At 64.3% G+C, this 18,710-nt stretch carries 16 protein-coding genes; 9 read left to right on the top strand and 7 right to left on the bottom strand.

Annotated elements, in window-relative coordinates:
• Positions 1–216: 216 nt before the first annotated feature.
• The 7 genes from ACVOMF_RS00475 to ACVOMF_RS00445 all read right to left on the bottom strand — a co-directional run bounded on the left by ACVOMF_RS00475 (position 217) and on the right by ACVOMF_RS00445 (position 7,279).
• Positions 217–495 carry an EexN family lipoprotein gene (locus tag ACVOMF_RS00475; RefSeq protein WP_023093958.1) on the bottom strand — a complete coding sequence of 93 codons (279 nt, stop codon included), beginning with the start codon at positions 493–495 and terminating at the stop codon, positions 217–219.
• Positions 492–1,424 (bottom strand): LysR family transcriptional regulator, encoded by a 933-nt coding sequence (locus ACVOMF_RS00470; protein ID WP_023093957.1) that lies wholly within the window; start codon positions 1,422–1,424, stop codon positions 492–494. The genes ACVOMF_RS00475 and ACVOMF_RS00470 overlap by 4 nt, the downstream gene beginning before the upstream one ends.
• 33 nt (positions 1,425–1,457) lie before the next feature.
• Complete coding sequence (locus ACVOMF_RS00465) at positions 1,458–2,603, bottom strand: AI-2E family transporter (protein ID WP_055312169.1); 1,146 nt, start codon at positions 2,601–2,603, stop codon at positions 1,458–1,460.
• A 169-nt stretch (positions 2,604–2,772) separates the two neighbouring features.
• Positions 2,773–3,570: a DUF1269 domain-containing protein gene (locus ACVOMF_RS00460; RefSeq protein WP_023093955.1), complete on the bottom strand. Its 798-nt coding sequence runs from the start codon at positions 3,568–3,570 to the stop codon at positions 2,773–2,775.
• Between the two features lie 284 nt (positions 3,571–3,854).
• Positions 3,855–4,883 carry a lipid A deacylase LpxR family protein gene (locus ACVOMF_RS00455; protein WP_414715478.1) on the bottom strand — a complete coding sequence of 343 codons (1,029 nt, stop codon included), beginning with the start codon at positions 4,881–4,883 and terminating at the stop codon, positions 3,855–3,857.
• 501 nt (positions 4,884–5,384) lie between these two features.
• A complete protein-coding gene (locus tag ACVOMF_RS00450; RefSeq protein WP_023093953.1) occupies positions 5,385–6,593 on the bottom strand; it encodes a sensor histidine kinase in 1,209 nt (402 codons plus the stop codon).
• Positions 6,590–7,279, bottom strand: a complete 690-nt coding sequence (locus tag ACVOMF_RS00445) for a response regulator (RefSeq protein WP_023093952.1) — start codon at positions 7,277–7,279, stop codon at positions 6,590–6,592. The genes ACVOMF_RS00450 and ACVOMF_RS00445 overlap by 4 nt, the downstream gene beginning before the upstream one ends.
• A gap of 147 nt (positions 7,280–7,426) precedes the next feature.
• Between ACVOMF_RS00445 and ACVOMF_RS00440 the strand changes: the two genes are divergently transcribed.
• From ACVOMF_RS00440 to ACVOMF_RS00400, 9 genes are all read left to right on the top strand, one after another.
• Entirely contained in the window at positions 7,427–8,884 is a 1,458-nt protein-coding gene (locus ACVOMF_RS00440; RefSeq protein WP_023093951.1) for an efflux transporter outer membrane subunit, read from the top strand.
• 121 nt (positions 8,885–9,005) lie between these two features.
• Positions 9,006–10,109 carry an efflux RND transporter periplasmic adaptor subunit gene (locus ACVOMF_RS00435; RefSeq protein WP_023093950.1) on the top strand — a complete coding sequence of 368 codons (1,104 nt, stop codon included), beginning with the start codon at positions 9,006–9,008 and terminating at the stop codon, positions 10,107–10,109.
• Complete coding sequence (locus ACVOMF_RS00430; protein WP_023093949.1) at positions 10,106–13,201, top strand: efflux RND transporter permease subunit; 3,096 nt, start codon at positions 10,106–10,108, stop codon at positions 13,199–13,201. The genes ACVOMF_RS00435 and ACVOMF_RS00430 overlap by 4 nt, the downstream gene beginning before the upstream one ends.
• Before the next feature lie 67 nt (positions 13,202–13,268).
• Complete coding sequence (locus tag ACVOMF_RS00425; protein ID WP_023093948.1) at positions 13,269–14,420, top strand: MlaE family ABC transporter permease; 1,152 nt, start codon at positions 13,269–13,271, stop codon at positions 14,418–14,420.
• On the top strand, positions 14,414–15,229 hold the full coding sequence (locus ACVOMF_RS00420; protein WP_481507612.1) for an ABC transporter ATP-binding protein: 816 nt from the start codon (positions 14,414–14,416) through the stop codon (positions 15,227–15,229). The genes ACVOMF_RS00425 and ACVOMF_RS00420 overlap by 7 nt, the downstream gene beginning before the upstream one ends.
• An 86-nt stretch (positions 15,230–15,315) precedes the next feature.
• Complete coding sequence (locus ACVOMF_RS00415; protein WP_023093946.1) at positions 15,316–16,245, top strand: MlaD family protein; 930 nt, start codon at positions 15,316–15,318, stop codon at positions 16,243–16,245.
• Positions 16,242–16,952, top strand: a complete 711-nt coding sequence (locus ACVOMF_RS00410) for an ABC-type transport auxiliary lipoprotein family protein (RefSeq protein ID WP_023093945.1) — start codon at positions 16,242–16,244, stop codon at positions 16,950–16,952. The genes ACVOMF_RS00415 and ACVOMF_RS00410 overlap by 4 nt, the downstream gene beginning before the upstream one ends.
• A gap of 29 nt (positions 16,953–16,981) precedes the next feature.
• The gene (locus ACVOMF_RS00405) at positions 16,982–17,359 is read left to right on the top strand and encodes an FAD-dependent oxidoreductase (RefSeq protein ID WP_128665403.1); all 378 of its coding nucleotides are present in this window, start codon (positions 16,982–16,984) and stop codon (positions 17,357–17,359) included.
• Positions 17,356–18,660 carry an NAD(P)/FAD-dependent oxidoreductase gene (locus ACVOMF_RS00400; RefSeq protein ID WP_031687786.1) on the top strand — a complete coding sequence of 435 codons (1,305 nt, stop codon included), beginning with the start codon at positions 17,356–17,358 and terminating at the stop codon, positions 18,658–18,660. Before ACVOMF_RS00405 ends, ACVOMF_RS00400 begins: the two co-directional genes overlap by 4 nt.
• The last annotated feature ends 50 nt before the right edge of the window (positions 18,661–18,710 follow it).

Below are 18,710 nucleotides of genomic sequence, written 5' to 3'. Positions count from 1 at the left end.
CTGCGCTGATTCCTCATGGAGATCGCGGCACAGGGGCGTGCCGCAGGCGTCAGGTTCGGTGTCAAGTCAGTGCTGGTCAAAGACCGTGTTGAGCAGAAAAGTCAAGAAAAAAGAAAGAATGAGTGCAGTGGCGAGTCAAAGAAAAGCGCCGCAAGCGAAGACGCATTGCGGCGTGTCGAACAGGAGAATGAAGATGATGCGTCGAACCGACAACGATCAGAACTTGGGCGGTTCCTTCGGAGGCGTGTATGGCGTTTCGCCGTCGCCATAGAACCGCTTGCGCGTAGCTTCGGCCACCCGGTTGCACAGCACGCCACCCAACTTTGGGCGGTCAGTCTTGCAGTGCTGGCGCAGTTCCTTGAGCCGTTCAGGATTGGCCGCAAGCTCTTCCACTGTTGGAATATTCGCTTCGGAAGCGTTGATCTTCTGAGGCGCTTCGGACTGGCCGCAGGCAGTCATCGCGGTCACCAGCAAAAGCGGGATGATCCTTTTCATGGCGCAAGCGCTCCCGGGGAATCAGGTCGATGCTTGGGAGACTCTGGCGACTGGATGGCCTTCACTCGCTCGATGAAGCGCGAGATCTCATCGGATGGATCGCCCTCAAGGCGCAGCAAGTAGGTCGTCAGCGGCGGCACACGCGATGCAAGCGGCCGTGCCACAACGCCCGCTTCGCGACTGGTGGAAATGTGCGCCTCGCCCGTCAGACCCAACGCGAAGCCTGCGGATACCAGCGCCATCATCAGATCGCAGGAGGCCACACGCTCGGCTATCAACGGCTCCATGCCTGTCCGACGCAGCACACGTTCGACGTGCTTGGCATGACCCTCGCACACCTGTGGATCGCATAGCACTAGCGGGTAACGCAACAGCGCATCCAAAGGGATGCGCTTGTGGACCAACAGAGGGTGCCGCGCAGGCACCGCCACCATAAGCGTATCGCTCCAGGCCGGCATGGCGACAACTCTGTCGCCCACTTCGTCGGACTGCGCGAAACCCACGTCATAGAGGTCATCATGCAGTCCCTTGATCTGCTGCGATAGAGGCACCTCGAAGAACCGAAGCTCAACCTCTGGCTCTTCTTGGCGGCACAGCGCCAAGAGCCCCGGCAAACGCGACGGGGTGATGCCATCGGAAAGAGCCACGCGCAACTGCCCGTGGAAGCCGTTCGCAGCTGCTTGCACGCTATCGCGAGCCTGCTGCAATGCTGCGAAGACGCGCGGCACATGATCCATAAATAACTTTCCGGCACGAGTAAGTCGTGTGCTGCGAGTGGTGCGGGCAAGCAGAATCACGCCCAGTTCTTCTTCAAGCTCCTTGATGGCGCGCGACAGCGGCGATTGCTCAATATGCAGCCGCTCAGCCGCACGGGCGAAGTGCAATTCTTCGGCTACGGCAAGGAAATAGCGAAGGTGTCGTAGTTCCATTGTCATGGTCTCGCCATACCCGGGAGTTAATCTCTACCCCGAATTCTCGGGCTCGGCTGAAGCATGCGGAGTGCTGGATTCGCCACTTGTGTTTCCTGCGACAAACAATGACCAGGCCGCCATAAAAAAGGCCGCGATAACCGGTCCAGCGACGAGACCGGTCAATCCAAAAAGCGAGATTCCACCGAGAGTGGATAGCAGGACGATATAATCCGGCATGCGAGCTTCCTTACCAACGAGGATCGGTCGCAGGATGTTGTCGATTAATCCGATTACACCGGCGCCGAACGCGGCCATAAGAGCCGCTTTTGCCACTTCACCCGTTGCTAGAAGATAAAGTGCCACCGGCCCCCAGACCAACCACGCCCCCAGCACGGGGATTAGTGACAGCACTGCCATTACGACACCCCACAAAACTGCTCCTTGGATTCCGAGCAACCAGAACAGCACGCCTCCAAGCGCACCCTGGATGCCCGCGACCATCAGGCTTCCCTTAATCGTCGCTTTCACCATGTTCTCGAACCGAAGCCCCAACTCACCCAAGTAGCTGCGCTCGATTGGTAATGCGTCACGTAAATTCTCGACCACCTTCGTTCCATCACGGAAAGCAAAGAAAAGAAGGTAGAGCATCAACGTGAAGCTCACTGCAAGCCGCAGCGTATCTTGACCAACTGCGACGGCGTGCGAGGCGATGAATTGCAGCGCTTGTTCGAGGATCTGTACTGTGTTGCCGCGGATGCCATCCAACTGGTTGAGGCCCATCCGTTCCAGCCACGCCCGCAACCAAGGAGGAGCCGTCTTTACGGCCTGATGTATACGGGCTTCGATGCCGCTGCCGCCATCAGCCAGTAGGTGATCGTAGAGTTGCACTACTTCCTGCGCAGCAGATATAGCGACCAGTGCAAGCGGAACCACTACGAGCAGCACGCACGCTACTATGGTCAAAAGAGATGCCAGTGCCGGGGATCGAGGCATCGATGACAAGATGCGCTCGTAGAGCGGCCAGAACAGCACTGCTAGCGCCGTCGCCCAAAAGATTGCTGCGTAGAACGGCCATAGCAGTAGGCCGAAGAGCAGCGTAATTACGATCAGCGCGAGAATGAACGACCGATCCTTTAGGTTCACTAATTGCATATCGACCTGATGTCCATTGCGTATTTTTTCATTAACACATTTCATCCATACATCTGGCTCGACCTCCTTTCCCTCGGATCGGGAGGGATTGAAACCAGCTTGCCAGCGACCTCATCCAACTGGAGAAGGAGAATTGCGAGCACTTCCACCACGACGACCGCGCGGGTCGTTAGAGCGCAATGGGCAACGATTTAGACGATCGCTTTCTTTGCCGCTATCTCAGCGCGGCCTTGGTTTGTTCCCAAGCCTGTTCGAGTTTGGCAGCGCGCTTATCGTAGTCTTCCTGGATATCGGCAATGCGTTGTTCAATCCGCTTTCCAGCCGATTCGACAGCCCCCTCGGCCTGCGCTTGTAATGAGACGATTACAGCCTCCGTTTCTTCGCGAAGAGCTTTGGCCTTCCCTTGAATTCGCTTGCTGGCTTCGGCCAAGGATTTGTCCAACAGTTCGATGCGCACCTTTAGTTCTGTGCCAGCATGCTTACCCTCTTGGAGCAGTTGCTCGCGTAGGTACGTCAATTCGTTCGTGATGTCATTGATCTCGCGTCGGATCTGGGCTTCCTCGACTTCGTGACGGAACGTACGCACCACCACGCCGCCTAGAGGGGCGATGCGAATATCAAGGGGCGAAGTCCAGCCCTCATCGATTTCGGCAATGACCACGCTCCTGCCAGGCGTAAGTTCTTCGGAGATGACCTTGATAAAATCCCCAGAAATTCCAGCATCGAATATATCTTTAAGCCCGCCGAGAAGCGCGCCGCCGGTCAGTCCTGCGATTGTGCCGAACGGACCTGCCAGCAAGCCGAGAAGACCACCAGTAACTGCGCCAATCGTGGTTGCAAGCCCGCCCGCCGACTTGGCTTCCCTGATCGAGAGCTTGCCGGCTTCGTCCTTGACGACTACCGTTTCGCCGTAAAGGAGGATACTGCCCTCTCGATGCAGCTCGCGAAGCGCCAGGACCCCTTCGTAGGCCCGCGCTTCATCTGGAAAAATGATGGCTACAAATTTGTTCATGTGTCCGCCTTGGTAGTATGTCCGGAGTCTGCAAATCGGATGCGACTTTATGGTCGGCTTTGCGGCAACCATGACAAACGCTTGTCGGCGGACGAAACGACCAGGTCGTGCCCAAGCTTCTTCCGCCTCACGTTGTGCGTTTGTGCATCTGTCCGCCGTAGCAGCCTGCCGGGCTTGCTTGAAGAATTCTTTTGGGATTCTTTTGGATTTTGTTAAGTCGCTTGCCATTGCACGGCGCGAATGCGGCGCTGGGACGATAACCTCTGGATGTCTCGAACTGTTCCTTAGAAGCCTCGGGTGAAGGTGACGCTACCAAAGACCGGTCGTTGTCGCTGCCCTGCGAACTCGCGGGTGCGGTGATAACGTGCAAAGGCGATCCGCCAGCGCCCGCGGTCGGCCGCGATGCCGTAGCCGATGTCGGCGACGAAGGGGCGCTTATCGACGCTGTGGCTGTTGCGGAAGGTATTGCCATCGAGTGTGATGTCGCGCATCACCCAGCGGGCATCGAGGGACAGGAACAGGTGGCTACGCCACATGCCATCCGCGAGAGTTTGAAAGGCTGTGGTGTTCTCACCGGCCGGACGCAGCGGCGCCATGCCGAAGTCGTCCGACAACTCAGTGCCCAGGCGCAGTTCCATCCCTGCATGGGCGGCAGTCGCGAAGTTGCCAATGCTGCCACCCACCGCCCCGATGGCGTCCCACTGCCAAGCCTGGGACGAGGAGCTGCTGCGCAGACGCTCTCGCCGCTCGTGAATCAGTTGGATCACGGGCTCGTCATGCAATTGATTGTCCCAGCCAAGAGAGCTGTCAGCACCGATGACGCGGTGCAGCGCGTTCTGTACTTCGCCAGCCTTGGCCGAGGGGCCTACCACGCCGACGCGCAACTGGGACGTCCGCAGGACATCACCCGTGCGCGCGCTGTATCCCAAGCTGAACATCAGCGCCCCGGCGTAGGGGCGGTCGCTGGCAATCAGGCCCCGCCGCTTTCGCTCCGTGGGCGTGAACATCAGGTGGCCGAATCCGGCAGTGAGATGCCATTCATCGATGGTCGATGATTGTCGTTCGGCAAACTGCTGGCTGAGCCAGCGCGCCACGCCCGGCAGGCAGGTCGAATTCGCTTGATCTGCTAGGTTAGGGGAGACCAGCGTCGCCAATATGCCGTTGGAATATCCCTGATCCTGGCCGGTGCCGCCGAGCAGGTCGTTGTCCATGCGCAGGTTGAGCGTGCTCGCACTTCTGGGGGTGGCGGGAGCTTGGCATGGCTCGCTGGCCAGTGCCGTCGAGACCCAGCACAGCACGGAGAGTAAGAACAACCCCCGAGCGGGCGCGGTGGCGCGATGGAAACTGCCGGCTCGCTCCAGAAGTGCGGGCTGGATTGCCTGCCGGGGCGGCAGAAGCAGGGACGGGATGAGCATTGCACGGCAGCTTGCTTTCGGAGCGTGGCGAGCATGCGCGTGGAATTTAAAGATTTTCTTTGGATATGGTTGACCTTTCGTTAGGCATGGATTGCGTCAGGACACCATCAAACAGTACGCGCAGCACATGCAGCCCTATCCGCAATCGATGTTGTGACTGGCTACCAGCACACCTTTGGTGACGAACTGCGCGGCTTCGCACACCGGTAAAAAGGCCGATCAGTTGAGAGATGAATTCAGATCCGCTTGCTGCCGTTGTCCAATGCTGGATAAGTCTCTCGACGAGACTGGCAGTTGCCAGAAGCACTTGACTGGGCCGGCGCATTCCCTAATAGCCAGCTCGCCAATTCGTAGCTCAGTATTCGCCACGACTTTCGTCCGCTTACTTCAGGTCTCAGGTCAACCGGTCGAGACAAAAGTCCGCGTCGGCAGGCGCACGCTTACGATCAAGCCGCCAGCGCTACGATTGCCGCATTCCAGCTCGCCCCCGTGTGCCCGGCAGACGGCCGCAGCTATCGCCAGGCCAAGTCCGCTTCCACCGGAATGACGCGCTCGCGAGGTTTCGGCGCGCCAGAAGCGGTCGAGCATCGCGGGAAGATGTTCTGGTGCGACGCCAGGCCCGTGGTCCGAGACGGTAATCGTTGTGCCCAACGGCGTACTATTTGCGTCGATCTCCAGTGTCTTGCCGCGCGCCGCGTAACGCAGGACATTCTCGACGAGAATCGTCAGTACCTGCCCTATGCGATCTCGGTCGGCATACAGTTGGATATGGGTCGCAGCCGACACAACCGGCTTAATGCCTGCTCGATCCAGGTCAGCTGCGGCCCATTCCAGCCGCTCCGCAATCAGTTCCTGCAGCGGGAAGCTGTCCATTTCGAGCGGGAGCTGCCCGGCACGCGCCAGAGAAACCAGGTGTAGATCGCCCACCAGCCGGTTGATCTGCTCGAGCTGGCGAAGAATCGCACCAAGCTGATCCTGCTCCAGCGGGAAGACCTCATCCATCATGCCTTGGACACGGCCCATGGCCGCGTTGAGCGGCGTGCGCAATTCGTGCGCCAGCATCGCACTGGAGTCACGCACCTCGCGCTCGTACTGCTGTAGCCGCGTGGTCATGTCGTTAAAGTTGCGCACAAGGCCCGCCAATTCGTCGGGTGCGGTAGTCACCGCATCGACGCGATTACCGAAATGGCCTTCACTGACTCTGCGGGCTGCTTCTGCGATCAGTACGAACTGACGCGAAAGTGGTCGCGACAACCACAGCCCGACCAGGATGACGACAGGGATTGCGACGACGACCATGACGGCCAACATCAGCCAGTCAGGATTGGTCAGGCCGGGGCCGAATCGCTCGATGTTGTGGTAGCGCTCCATCAGCTCCCACAGCCGAGGCTCATTGCCGCGAGGATCCTCACGCAGCCGCTCGATCTCCTGGCGCGTCTCCGGCGGTGCCTGGCGCAGTGTTAGCGTATCGGCGATGTCGAAGTACGCCCACATGCCGATCGCCACCGCCAACACGGTTCCTACGGCCAGCGCGCTCATGCGCAGACCGAACCACCACCATAGCGAGCCCGGACGCCGGCGCGGCCACAGCAGCGTACGCAGCTTCATTGGAAACGGTATCCGACGCCACGTACTGTCATCAGTACGCCGCTCACACCACGCTGTTCTAGCTTGCGGCGGAGGTTGTGCATGTGCACGTCGACGGACCGCTCCAGTGCATCGCTTTCGGGCAAGCAGGCGTCGAGCAGTTCATGACGGGTGAAGGCCTTGAACGGCGTCTTCAACAGCTTGGCCAGTAGGTTGAACTCGGCAGGCGTCAGGGACAGCGGAATTGGCTGTCCCGATGCATCCTCCACGCTGGCCAAAACCGCACCGGTATCGACTACGACGTTGCCGTGGCGCAGTAGACCATCGGGCCGCGGCGAGGGGCGTGCGCGGCGCAGCACTGCGTGCACGCGAACCACCACTTCCTTTGGGCTGTAGGGCTTGACGATGTAGTCGTCGGCGCCGTAGCGCAGTGCGCCGAGTTTCTCCGGCTCGTCGCCGATGGCGGTGACCATGATCACCGGCGTGTCGCCAACACGGCGAATAGCGGAGAGCACGTCGGTACCACTGACCTTGGGCAGCATGACGTCCAGTAGGACCAGGTCGGGGCGCCACTGTGCGTGCAACTGCAGGGCCTGCGCGCCGTCGTGTGCCTTGCTGACCTGGAAGCCGTCCTTGTGCAGGTAGGCCTCCAGGATGCTGGCGCTGTCCAGATCGTCCTCGACGACCAGTATTTTCTGTTGAGACATGCTGACTCCACTCGCTCGTGCATGCGCCACGTGATCGCGCTGGGCGCGAAGCGGCGCTTCTTAATCAAATCTAAAAAAAACCCGAAACATCCCTTCAAGTCCCGAAGGCAACCTACACCGATTCTTGTAACACGCTGGAGAATTCGCATGTTCCCAAAATTGTCTGGCGATGTCCCGGCCTGGTTGATGGCCTCCGTGCTGGCCGCGCCGTGGCTCGCTGGATGCTCGATGGCACCGCATTATGAGCGGCCGCCGCAGGCAGTACCGGCGACGTTCGGGCAGCTTCGCGCTGCAGCGGCCGCCACCGCCGCAGAGCAGGCCGCGCCCGCGGCGCTGACGGATCAGGAGCGTGAGTTCCTGGGCGCCCTGACGCCCGACGGCGCCCTGGCGCCGCTGGTAGTGCGCGCTCTGGCGCACAACGCCGACTATCGACTTGCGGCGCTTCGGGTCGAGCAGGCGCGCGCGCAATACCGCGTCGAGCGCTCTGCGCGCCTGCCCACGGCCGGTATCGATGCGCAGCAGACCCGACAGAGCTTCGACGATCCCGCGCTACGCGAGCGCTACCAGCAGGATCTGTCGCGTGCCGGCATCGCCATCAGCGACTACGAACTGGACGTATTCGGACGACTGAAGTCGCTATCCGATGCCGCTCGCGAACATTATCTAGCCAGCGAGGCTGGGCAGGAGGCAGCGCGCGGCGCGTTGGTCGCCGAGGTACTAAGGGCCTATGCGCTGGTCTGCGCGGCGACGCAGGCGCACCAGCGCCTGCAGGCCGTGCATGCGGACAACGCGGCGCTGCTGGAGATCGCGCAAGGGCAGTACGACATCGGGCTGATCGCACGCGACGCGCTGGACCGCCGGCGTGCCGCCACCGAGCAGGCGCAGGTGGCCGCACTGCGCGCCGGCGACGATGCCGCAGCAGCGCGGCGGGCGTTGCAGCTGCTGACCGGATTCGATGCGGAGGTGGCACCCGGCCCGCTGGCACCGCTCGCCGAGGCGCCCGACGCAATGGCGGCACTGCGCGATCTGGATTCGAAGGTGCTGCTGCAGCGTCCCGACATCCGCCAGGCCGAGGCCGAGCTGCGCGCGGCCAATGCGAACATTGGCGCAGCCCGCGCAGCCTTCTTTCCCTCGATCCGCCTGAGCACCTCGCTGGGTAGCGCCAGCAACTCGCTGGACGATCTGTTCAGCTCGGGCAGCCGCAGCTGGTCGTTCATGCCGCAGTTGGTGCTGCCGATCTTCGACTTCGGCCGCAACCGCGCCAACCTCGACCTGGCCTGGACCCGCAGGCACGCCGGCGTGATCGAGTACGAGCGCAGCATCGAGGCCGCATTCCGCGAAGTCGCCGACGCGCTCGACGCCCGCGCCACCTTCGCCGTGTCCGAAGCCCAGTTGCGCGAGCAGGATCGGCTCGCGGCGCTGCGTCTCGAACGCGCCGAGCGCCGCGTCTCGCGCGGGCTGGCGGATCGCCAGGACCTGCTGGCCGACCGTATCGAGGCGACCCGCACCACGCTCGACCACCTGCACGCTCAGCGCGATCTGGCGCTAAGCCGCATCGCACTGTTCAGGGCCTTCTACGGCGTCGAACTGCCCGCCCGGCTTTGAGAGAGGACCCCGACCAATGACGCTTCGCTTTTCGCCCGTGCCGGATTGCTCCACCTGGACAGCGGCGCCGACTATCCCTTCCCCCCTTCAGACCGGCGCGCAGGCGACCGGAGGTAGCCTTATGCCCATTGCGCGCTCCATTGTCCCCGCCGGCCTGCTGGTCGCGACACTACTGCTGTCGGCCTGCAGTCCCGACACGCCCGCGCCCGAACCGCTGCGCACGGTCAAGCTGGAGGCCGTCGGGGCCGGTTCGGCCGCCGCCGCCTCGCGCTTCGTCGCCACCCTGCGCCAGGAGCAGCGCGCGGAATTGGCGTTCGAGAACGGTGGGCGCATCGCCGAGATCGCCGTGGACGTGGGTGACCGCGTGCGCAAGGGCCAGGTGCTTGCGCGTCTGGACGCCGAGCCGGCGCGGCTGCGGCTGGCACAGGCCGAGGCGAACCTGCGCGCGGCCACCGTGCAGGCCAGGGAACGGCAGATCCAATTGCAACAACAGCAAGCGATGTTCGAGGACGGAGCGATTTCGCAAGCGACGCTGACCAGCGCCCAGGTCGCCGACGACTCGGCACGGGCGCAATTGCGCGTGGCCGAATCCGACCGCGCGTTGGCTGCACGCGCGCTGCGCCAGAGCGAGCTGCGTGCGCCGTTCGACGGCAGCGTGGTGGCCCGCCAATTGCAGCCCCAGGCCGATACCTTGGTCGGGCAGACCGTGCTGCAGGTCGAGGGCCAGGGCCAGCCGCAGGCGCTGGCGACGCTGCCGAGCTCGGTCGCGCAGGGCCTGGCGCCAGGCGCGCTGGTGCGGGCGATGCGCTCGGACGCGCCGCAGGCGACGTTCGAGCTGCGCTTGCGAAGCGTCTCCTCACGGCTGGAAGGCGGTGCCAGCGTCCAGGCAATCTTCGACGTGACCGAGGCCTCGGTACCGCTGCGCAGCGGCGACAGCCTGCTGCTCGCGCTTTCGAATGAGTCCGCAGTCGACCTGTCGGTGCCACTGCAGGCGGTAGTCGGACAACAGGGCGAGGATGCGGTGTACGTCTACGATACCAAGGTGGGCACCGTGACCCGCCGCCGCGTCGAACTCGGCTCGGTCGAAGGCGAGCGCGTGCGCGTGACCGCCGGCCTGCAGCCAGGCGACCAGGTGGTCACCGCTGGCGGCGCCTTCCTCAGCGACGGCCAAGCGGTGCTGCCGTTCCGCTCCGCTTCGCGCCTGAATGAAGCGGGGCGCCCATGAAGCTGACCCATTCGGCCCTCGGTGCCAGCCGCCTGACCCTGTTCGCCGCGCTGATGGTACTGGTCGGCGGCATCGTCACCTTTCTCGGATTTCCTTCACAGGAAGAACCTACGGTCACGATTCGCGATGCATTGGTGACGATTTCGCATCCCGGCATGCCCAGCGAACAGGTCGAGGCCCTGCTGGCCAAGCCGGTCGAGGAGCGCCTGCGCGAGATCGGCAGCCTCAAGAGGATCGTCACCACGGTGCGGCCCGGCACCGCGACTATCCAGCTCACCGCCTACGACCACGTCAAGGACCTGCCGGCGCTGTGGCAGCGCGTCCGCGCCAAGTCGGCTGAGGCCGGCCAGGCCCTGCCAGCCGGCAGTTTCGGGCCGTTCGTCGACGACGACTTCGGACGGGTGGCGGTGGCCTCGATCGCTGTCACCGCGCCGGGCTTCGGCATGAGCGAGATGCGCGAGCCGCTACGCGACCTGCGCGCGCAGTTGCATACCTTGCCTGGCGTCGAGCGGGTGACATTCTATGGCCTGCAGGAAGACCGGGTCTACGTGGCGTTCGATCGCGGGCGCCTGGTCGAGGCCGGGCTGAGCCCGGCCTCGGTGATGCAGCAGTTGCAGGCGCAGAACGTGGTCGCGCCCGGTGGGCTGGTGTCGGCTTCGGGGCTGGCGATGACGGTGGCCACTTCCGGCGAGTTGCGCAGCACCGAGGAGTTGCGCCACTTTCTGGTCTCGGTGTCGGACACATCCGGTGCGGGCGGTACGCGCGAGGTGCCGCTGGGACATCTTGCCCGGATCGAGGTGATGCCGGCCGATCCGCCCGAGAGCGCCGCGGTCTACGAGGGCATGCCGGCGGTGGTGGTCGCGGTGTCGATGGCCACCGGCTACAACATCGGCGACTTCGGTGCGCAGCTGCGTACTAAGCTGGAAGAGACCGCACGGCAGTTGCCGGCCGGCTTCGAGCAGCACGTGGTCACCTTCCAGGCCGACGTGGTCGCGCGCGAGATGGGCCGCATGCACCAGGTCATGGGCGAGACAATCCTGATCGTCATGGTCGTCGTGATGCTGTTTCTGGGTTGGCGCACCGGTCTGATCGTCGGCGCGATCGTGCCGCTGACCATCCTCGGCGCACTGATCGCCATGCGCGCGCTGGGCGTGGAACTGCAGACGGTATCGATCGCGGCCATCATCATGGCTCTCGGCCTGCTGGTGGACAACGGGATCGTCATCGCCGAGGACATCGAACGACGGTTGGCCGCCGGCGAAGAGCGCCGCCATGCATGTATCGAGGCCGGCCGCACGCTGGCGGTGCCGCTGCTGACCTCCTCGCTGGTGATCGTGATGGCGTTCTCGCCGTTCTTCATCGGCCAGACCGCCACCAACGAATACCTGCGTTCGCTGCCGATCGTACTCGGCCTGACCCTGCTCGGCTCCTGGCTGCTGAGCATCACGGTGACGCCGCTGCTGTGCCTGTACTTCGCCAAGGTGCATCCGTCCCACGGCGAGGGTGCTGGCCAGTACGATTCGCGCTTCTACCGCGGCTACCGCCGGATCATCACCCGGGTGCTGGACCACAAGGCGCTGTTCATCGGCACCATGCTGGTGCTACTGACCGGCGCCGGCGTTGTGCTGGCGTCGATCCCCTACGACTTCCTGCCCAAGTCCGACCGACTGCAGTTCCAGATGCCGGTGACCCTGCAACCTGGTAGCGACTCGCGCGAAACCCTGCGCACGGTGGAGGCGATGAGCCGCTGGTTCGCCGACGACAAGGTCAATCCAGAGGTGACCGATAGCATCGGCTACGTCGCCGACGGCGGTCCGCGCATCGTGCTGGGCCTGAATCCCCCGCTGCCGGGCAGCAACATCGCCTACTTCACCGTCAGCGTCGCGCAGGGCACCGACATCGAGCAGGTGATCGACCGCACCCATCGGTACATGCGCGAGGCGTTTCCGCAGGCTCGCGCCGAGCCCAAACGCTTCCCGCTGGGTGCGACCGAGGCCGGCGTGGCCATCTACCGCGTGGTCGGCCCGGACGAGGCGGTGCTGCGCGAGACGGGCGAGCGCATCGCCGCGGCGCTGCGCGGGTTGCCTGGTATTCAGGACGTCTACGACGATTGGTTGCCGCGCGTGCCGCGCTACGTGGTCGAGGTCGACCAGCTCAAGGCGCGCCGCGCCGGCATCAGCAGCGAAGACGTGGCCCAAGCACTGCAACTGCGCTACAGCGGCCTGCAGGCCTCGCTGATCCGCGACAACGGCGTGGCTGCGCCGATCGTGTTGCGCGGCGATGCGCGCGAGCGCGATGCCGCGGGCAGCCCGGCCGATACGTTGGTCTATCCCGGCGCGGGCGGCGCGCCGCTACCGTTATCGGCGATCGCGTTGGTCTCCACGGCGAGCGAGCCCTCAACGATCATGCGCCGCAACCTGGTGCGCACGCTGACGGTCACCGGCCGCCATCCCAGCATGACCGCCAATGGAATCGTCGCCGAGATCGCGCCGCAGATCGATGCGATCGAGCTGCCGCCGGGCTACCGCATCGAACTTGGCGGCGAGATAGAGGATTCGGCTGAAGCCAACCAGTCGCTGCTGCAGTTCATGCCGCATGCGCTGATCATGATCCTGCTGTTGTTCGTGTGGCAATTCAATTCTTTCCGCAAGCTGTTCATCGTGGTGGCGAGCATCCCGTTCGTGCTGATCGGCGCGGCCCTGGCGCTGCTGCTGACCGGCTACCCGTTCGGCTTCATCGCCACCTTCGGCCTGCTGGCGCTGGCCGGCATCATCGTCAACAACGCTGTACTCCTGCTCGAGCGCATCGAGGCTGAACTGGCCTCGGGCCTGGCGCGGCGCGAGGCGGTGATCTCGGCGGCTGTGATGCGGCTGCGCCCGATCGTGATGACCAAGCTGACCTGCATCGTCGGCCTGATCCCACTGATGCTGTTCGGCGGTCCCCTGTGGACCAGCATGGCGATCACGATGATCGGCGGCCTAGCGCTGGGAACACTGGTGACGCTGGGCCTGATTCCGATCCTGTACGACCTGCTGTTCTCGCTGCGCGTGCGCAGCGGCGGCAAGTCCACGAATGGGGAAGCGACCGCATGAGTTTCCCCTCCGCCATGCATGCACGCCGACTCCGGTCCGCGTTGCGCCACGACCAGGAGGCTTTGCGATGACGCAGGCATGGCTACGCCGCGAGGCCAACGCTGACGGACACGCGGCCTGGATTGCCGGCGGCGACTGGACGATCGAGCACTACGGCCGATTGGCCACGTTGGTATCCGACGCGCGCGCAAACCCCGGTGCGCAGCGCGCGGTGCCGTTCCTAGACTGGACGCAGGTCCGCCAGCTCGACACCGCGGGCGCGGCGCTGCTGGTCGAGATGCTCGGCCCAGTGCTGGCGCGCGAGCACCTGCGCGCCGATCCACGGCTGGAGCCGGAACGCCGAGCCCTGCTGGAGGTGCTGGTGGACGCTGCGGAGGCCCAACAGGTCGCGGGGCACCCTGCGCTCGATTCCGCGCCTGCATGGCTGCGCGGCATCGCGGGCATCGGCGCAACGGCCGAGCGGGGGCTGCATTCGTTACTGGATCTGGCCGGCTTCGTCGGCCAGATCCTGGAGACTTGGCTGCGCATTGCGCCGTACCCGCGGCGCTGGCGGCTGACTGCGGTGGTCGCGCAGATCCAGCGTGTCGCTGTCGATGCTGTGCCCATCGTCGCCCTGCTGAGTTTCATGGTCGGTACCGTGGTCGCCTTCCTCGGCGCAACCGTGCTGGCCAACTTCGGCGCCAGCATCTTCGCCGTGCACCTGGTCGCGTTCTCGTTCATGCGCGAGTTCGGCGTGCTGCTACCGGCGATCCTGATCGCCGGGCGCACCGCCAGCGCCTACACCGCACAGATCGGCTCGATGAAAGCGAACGAGGAGATCGACGCGCTGCGCTCGGGAGGGTTGAACCCAATCGAGCTGCTGGTGTTGCCGCGGGTGCTGGCACTGCTGGTCTCGCTGCCCCTGCTGACCTTGGTGGGCGTTCTGGCGGGCATCGCTGGCGGTGCCGCGGTCTGCGTGCTGAGTCTCGACATCTCGCTGGCGCAGTTCCTGGCCATAGTGCAGGACAAGATCGAGGTGCGGCATTTTCTGGTCGGGCTGAGCAAGGCACCGTTCTTCGCCGTCATGATCGCCGCGATCGGCTGCCACGAGGGTTTCAAGGTCTCCGGAAGCGCGCAGTCGGTGGGCGACCACACCACCTCGAGCGTGGTGCAGTCGATCTTCGTCGTGATCCTGCTCGACGCGCTGGCGGCGCTGTTCTTCATGGAGATGGGCTGGTGAGCGGCCTTTCGAACGGAACGGCAACTCATGCCATCGAGGTGCGCGCGCTGGACAACCGCTTCGGCGAGCAGCAGGTGCACCAGAACCTGGACTTGGACGTTCGGCGTGGCGAAATCCTGGGTGTCGTCGGCGGTTCGGGCACCGGCAAATCGGTCCTGCTGCGTAGCATCGTTGGTCTTCAGCGCCCGCATGCCGGCGTGGTCCGCATCGAAGGCCTGGATCTGCTGCAGCTCCACGGCGCAGCGCGCACGCATCTGGAACGGCGCTTCGGCATCCTGTTTCAGAAGGGTGCCCTGTACTCGTCGCTGAGCGTGACCGAGAACGTCGCCCTGCCGCTGATCGAGCACGCCGGCCTGCCGCGTGCCCAGGCCGAGCACCTGGCGCGCAGCAAGCTGGCGCTGGCTGGCCTGCCACCGGATGCCGGCGACAAGTCGCCGGCATCCCTGTCGGGTGGCATGGTCAAGCGTGCGGCCTTGGCGCGGGCGCTAGCCTTGGACGCGGGCATCCTATTCTTGGACGAGCCGACGGCAGGACTGGACCCGATCGGCGCAGCCGCGTTCGACCAGCTGATTCTGACCTTGCGCAATGCGCTGGGGCTGACCGTGTTCCTGGTGACCCATGACCTGGACTCGCTCTACACGATCTGCGATCGCGTGGCGGTGCTTGCCAATCGGCAGGTGCTTGTCAATGACAGCATCGAGGTGGTGGAGCGCTTCGACCACCCCTGGATCCAGGCCTATTTCCACGGACCGCGCGGCCGCGGGGCGGCGCGGGCGCGCGCCGGATCCACGAGCGCGGCGCCGCCGTGATGCGCGGGTCCGCCTCCTTCCCCCGACCGCGGTCGCGCGCGCCTGCGCCGAACAGCCGCATGCCTATCAGAGAGGTGCACTGAATCATGGAGCCCCGTGCCCGCCACGTCGCCATCGGCGTCTTCGTCCTTTTCCTGGCCGCGCTCGGCTTCGGCGTCGCGCTGTGGCTTGGCGACGCCCGTTCCGACCGTGACTTCCACTACTACCGCGTCATGTTCGACGAGCCGGTGACCGGGCTCTCGATCGGCAGCCCGGTCCAGTACAGCGGCATCACCGTCGGTGAGGTCGCTGCTTTGTCACTGCTGCCCGAGGACCCGCGCCGGGCCATCGCCCGTGTGCGCATCGAGACCTCGATTCCGATTCGCCAGGACACCCGGGCCGAACTGGTGATCACCGGCATCACCGGCGCTGCGGTGATCGAGCTGAGCGACGGTGGTCCTGACGTGCCGCTGCTACCCAGGAAAGAGGGCGAGGAACCGCTGATCCTGGCGCCGCGCTCGGCTCTGGCTTCGCTGGTCTCCGGCGACGGCAACACCATGACCACGATCAACGGCATCTTGCTGCGCACGCATGAACTGTTCTCCGAAGAGAACGTGGCACTGGTGCATAAGACCTTGGTGAACCTCGAGGACACCACCGGCACGCTCGCCGGACAGCGCACCGAGCTGGCCGGGCTGGTCAAGAACCTGACCGAAGCGAGCCGGGAATCAACCGCGGCACTGCGCCAGGCCAATGCCGTGATCGACGATGCCCAAGCGATCCTCAACGAGGAGGGACGCCCCGCACTGGCCAGCACGCGTGAGGCCATGGCCTCGCTGGAGCGTAGTTCGGCGCGGATGGAAGCCCTATTGCAGCGCAATGCGGCCTCGCTGGATCAGGGCATGGCCGCTACCGGCCCGGCGATGAACGAACTGAGGCAGTCACTGGCCAGCCTCAACACCGTGCTGCGCCGTCTGGATCGCAACCCCGCCGGCTACCTGCTCGGCAGCGAGAACATCGAGGAAACCACCCCATGACCCATGCTTCCCGCAAGCTGCCCGCGACCTTCGCGGCGCTCCTGCTCGCCGCCACGCTGCCGGCCTGCAGCATCCTGCCCAAGCAGGCGCCAGCCGCCACCTACCAACTGCCGTTGCAGCACCCGGCACAGGCGCGCAGCGGCGTACATGGGCCGCGCGCCGATGGCCCCATACTGGTCATCCATTCCCCGGCGAGCAATCGGGTGCTCGATTCGGACCGGGTCATCATTGCCCAGCCCGATGGACGCCTTGCGGCCTGGCAGGGACTGCGCTGGGCCGATACCGCACCGGTCCTGCTGCGCGACCGCCTGGCCGAAGCCTTCATCCAGGATGGACGACTGACCGTGCACGTGGACAGTGCGGCGCCCGCCGCCGAACTGGACCTGCTCGGCGCGCTGCGGGCGTTTCAGGTCGAACAGCGCGGCACCGCGCCGGTGGTGGCGATCCGGCTCGACGCGCAACTGGCCGAGCGCGACCGTGCGGGCGCCGGCGTCAGCCGGCGCTTTGAGGTGGTGCATGCCGCCGCGAGCAAACGCGAGACCGACGTGATAGCTGCGTTCGGCGCCGCGTCGGATGCGTTGGCTGCCCAAGTCGTCGACTGGGTCCTGGAGCAGCCCACGGCATCCGCCACCGGTTCGGACGCGCGCGCGCGCCACGCCGACCTGCCATCCCCCGCTGCGGCCGAGTCGTCGCACTCGACTAGGTAAGCTGCCATGCCCAAGTCCGTCCACAGCTACTGGTCACCCGAGCCCATCGCCGTTACCCAATCGCCGAACTGCAGGAGCTCGGCTACGACTGCGCCTTGGTGTCGCCAGAGCAGGTCGCGGTGACGAGCGCCCAGACTTTCGGCGCGGCCCGGATCCTGCAGTGGATCGTTGATCCGGCCAAGTTCATCGTCTCACTGAAACAGCTGGCACTGCGCGCCGGTATCCGCATCCACGTGCGCAGCCAGGTCTCCGGCATCAACGAGGTTGGTGCGGGAGTGCGCGTCGATACCTTCGCCGGTAAGGTGACGGCCGCCAAGGCGATGCCGTGGGTCAGCGCCTTGCCGCCGTCACATTCACAAGCCTGCCAGGTTCCGCCTGCAGCCTTTCTGCTTGGGGTTCTATCATGACTGATCAGCGGCAAAGACATCGCCTAGTGATCGTTGGAGGGGGCGTGGCGGGGCTGGAGATTGCCAGCGCATTGGCCCGCCGATGGCGACGTCCGGGAACGCCCACAGTCACACTGGTCGATCGGGATTCGGCCCACGTCTGGAAGCCTATGCTGCACATGATCGCGGCAGGTACGCGCGATGTTTCGCAGCAGCAAACACCCTACTTGGCGCAGGCGCGCGATACCGGATTCGTCTACCAGCCTGGCGAGCTGTGCGGCCTGAATCGGGAACGGCGAGAACTGCAGATCGCCGCAGTCTACGCTGACGACGGGCGACTTCTGATTCCCGGCCGCATAGTTGGATATGACACTCTGATTATTGCCATCGGCAGTCAAGCGAACGACTTCAGGACGCGTGGTGCCGCAAACCACTGTTACCGGATCGACTCGCGCGAGCAGGCCGATGCATTCAACCGGGAGATTCGACTTCGTGTCCTGCAGTGCGTGGCGCAGGATGCCCAACTCTCAATCGGGATAGTTGGCGGCGGCGCCACAGGCGTGGAGTTGGCTGCCGAATTGGTGCAACTGGCCGAATCAGCGGCGGCGTATGGCGCCCACGACCTGATGTCGCGCATGTCAGTTGCTTTAATCGAGAGCGGACCGCGATTACTGGCCGCCTTTCCCAAAGACATCTCTGAAGCTACCCGAGCGCGTTTGGAGCAATTGGGTGTCCGTGTGTACACCGACACACGGGTCAGCGCAGTGGATGCCGATGCCTTCCTGTTTAGCGACGGCACTCGGCGGGAGGCATCCCTAAAGATCTGGGCGGCCGGGGTCAAGGCTGCGAACTTGCTGTCGAATCTAGCGGGGCTGGAAGCGAATGCTATCAACCAGTTACTGGTACGGCCCTCGCTGCAGACGACGCAGGACCCGCGGATCTACGCCGTGGGCGATTGCGCGAGCCTTACTTTGTCGGGCAACCAGCGCTCCTTGCCGCCGACAGCACAGGTTGCACATCAGCAGGCGCAATACCTCATCCGCCAACTTCCGCGCGTGATCGAGCGAGGCTTGACGCCCCCTGACTTCGTGCACCGCGACCTTGGATCCCTGGTGTCACTAGGCGAGTACGACGCATTTGCGTCGCTGGGCAAGTTCGGCCTGCTCAAGGGGACAACGCTACGCGGAAGGCTGGCGCAGGCCAGCCATGTGCTGCTCTATCGTAGCCACCAGGCACGCCTGCACGGGATCATTCGCGGTAGTCTCTTGTGGCTGGTTGATCAGCTCAACGCACGTTTACGTGGATCGATACGACTTGATTGAGCGATTGGAAGGAATTGGTGAGTTGGATATCCAGATAGTCGACACTGAGA

It is taken from the genome of Stenotrophomonas sp. STEN022, assembly GCF_056760155.1.
This window is presented reverse-complemented; position numbering and strand designations above follow the sequence as displayed.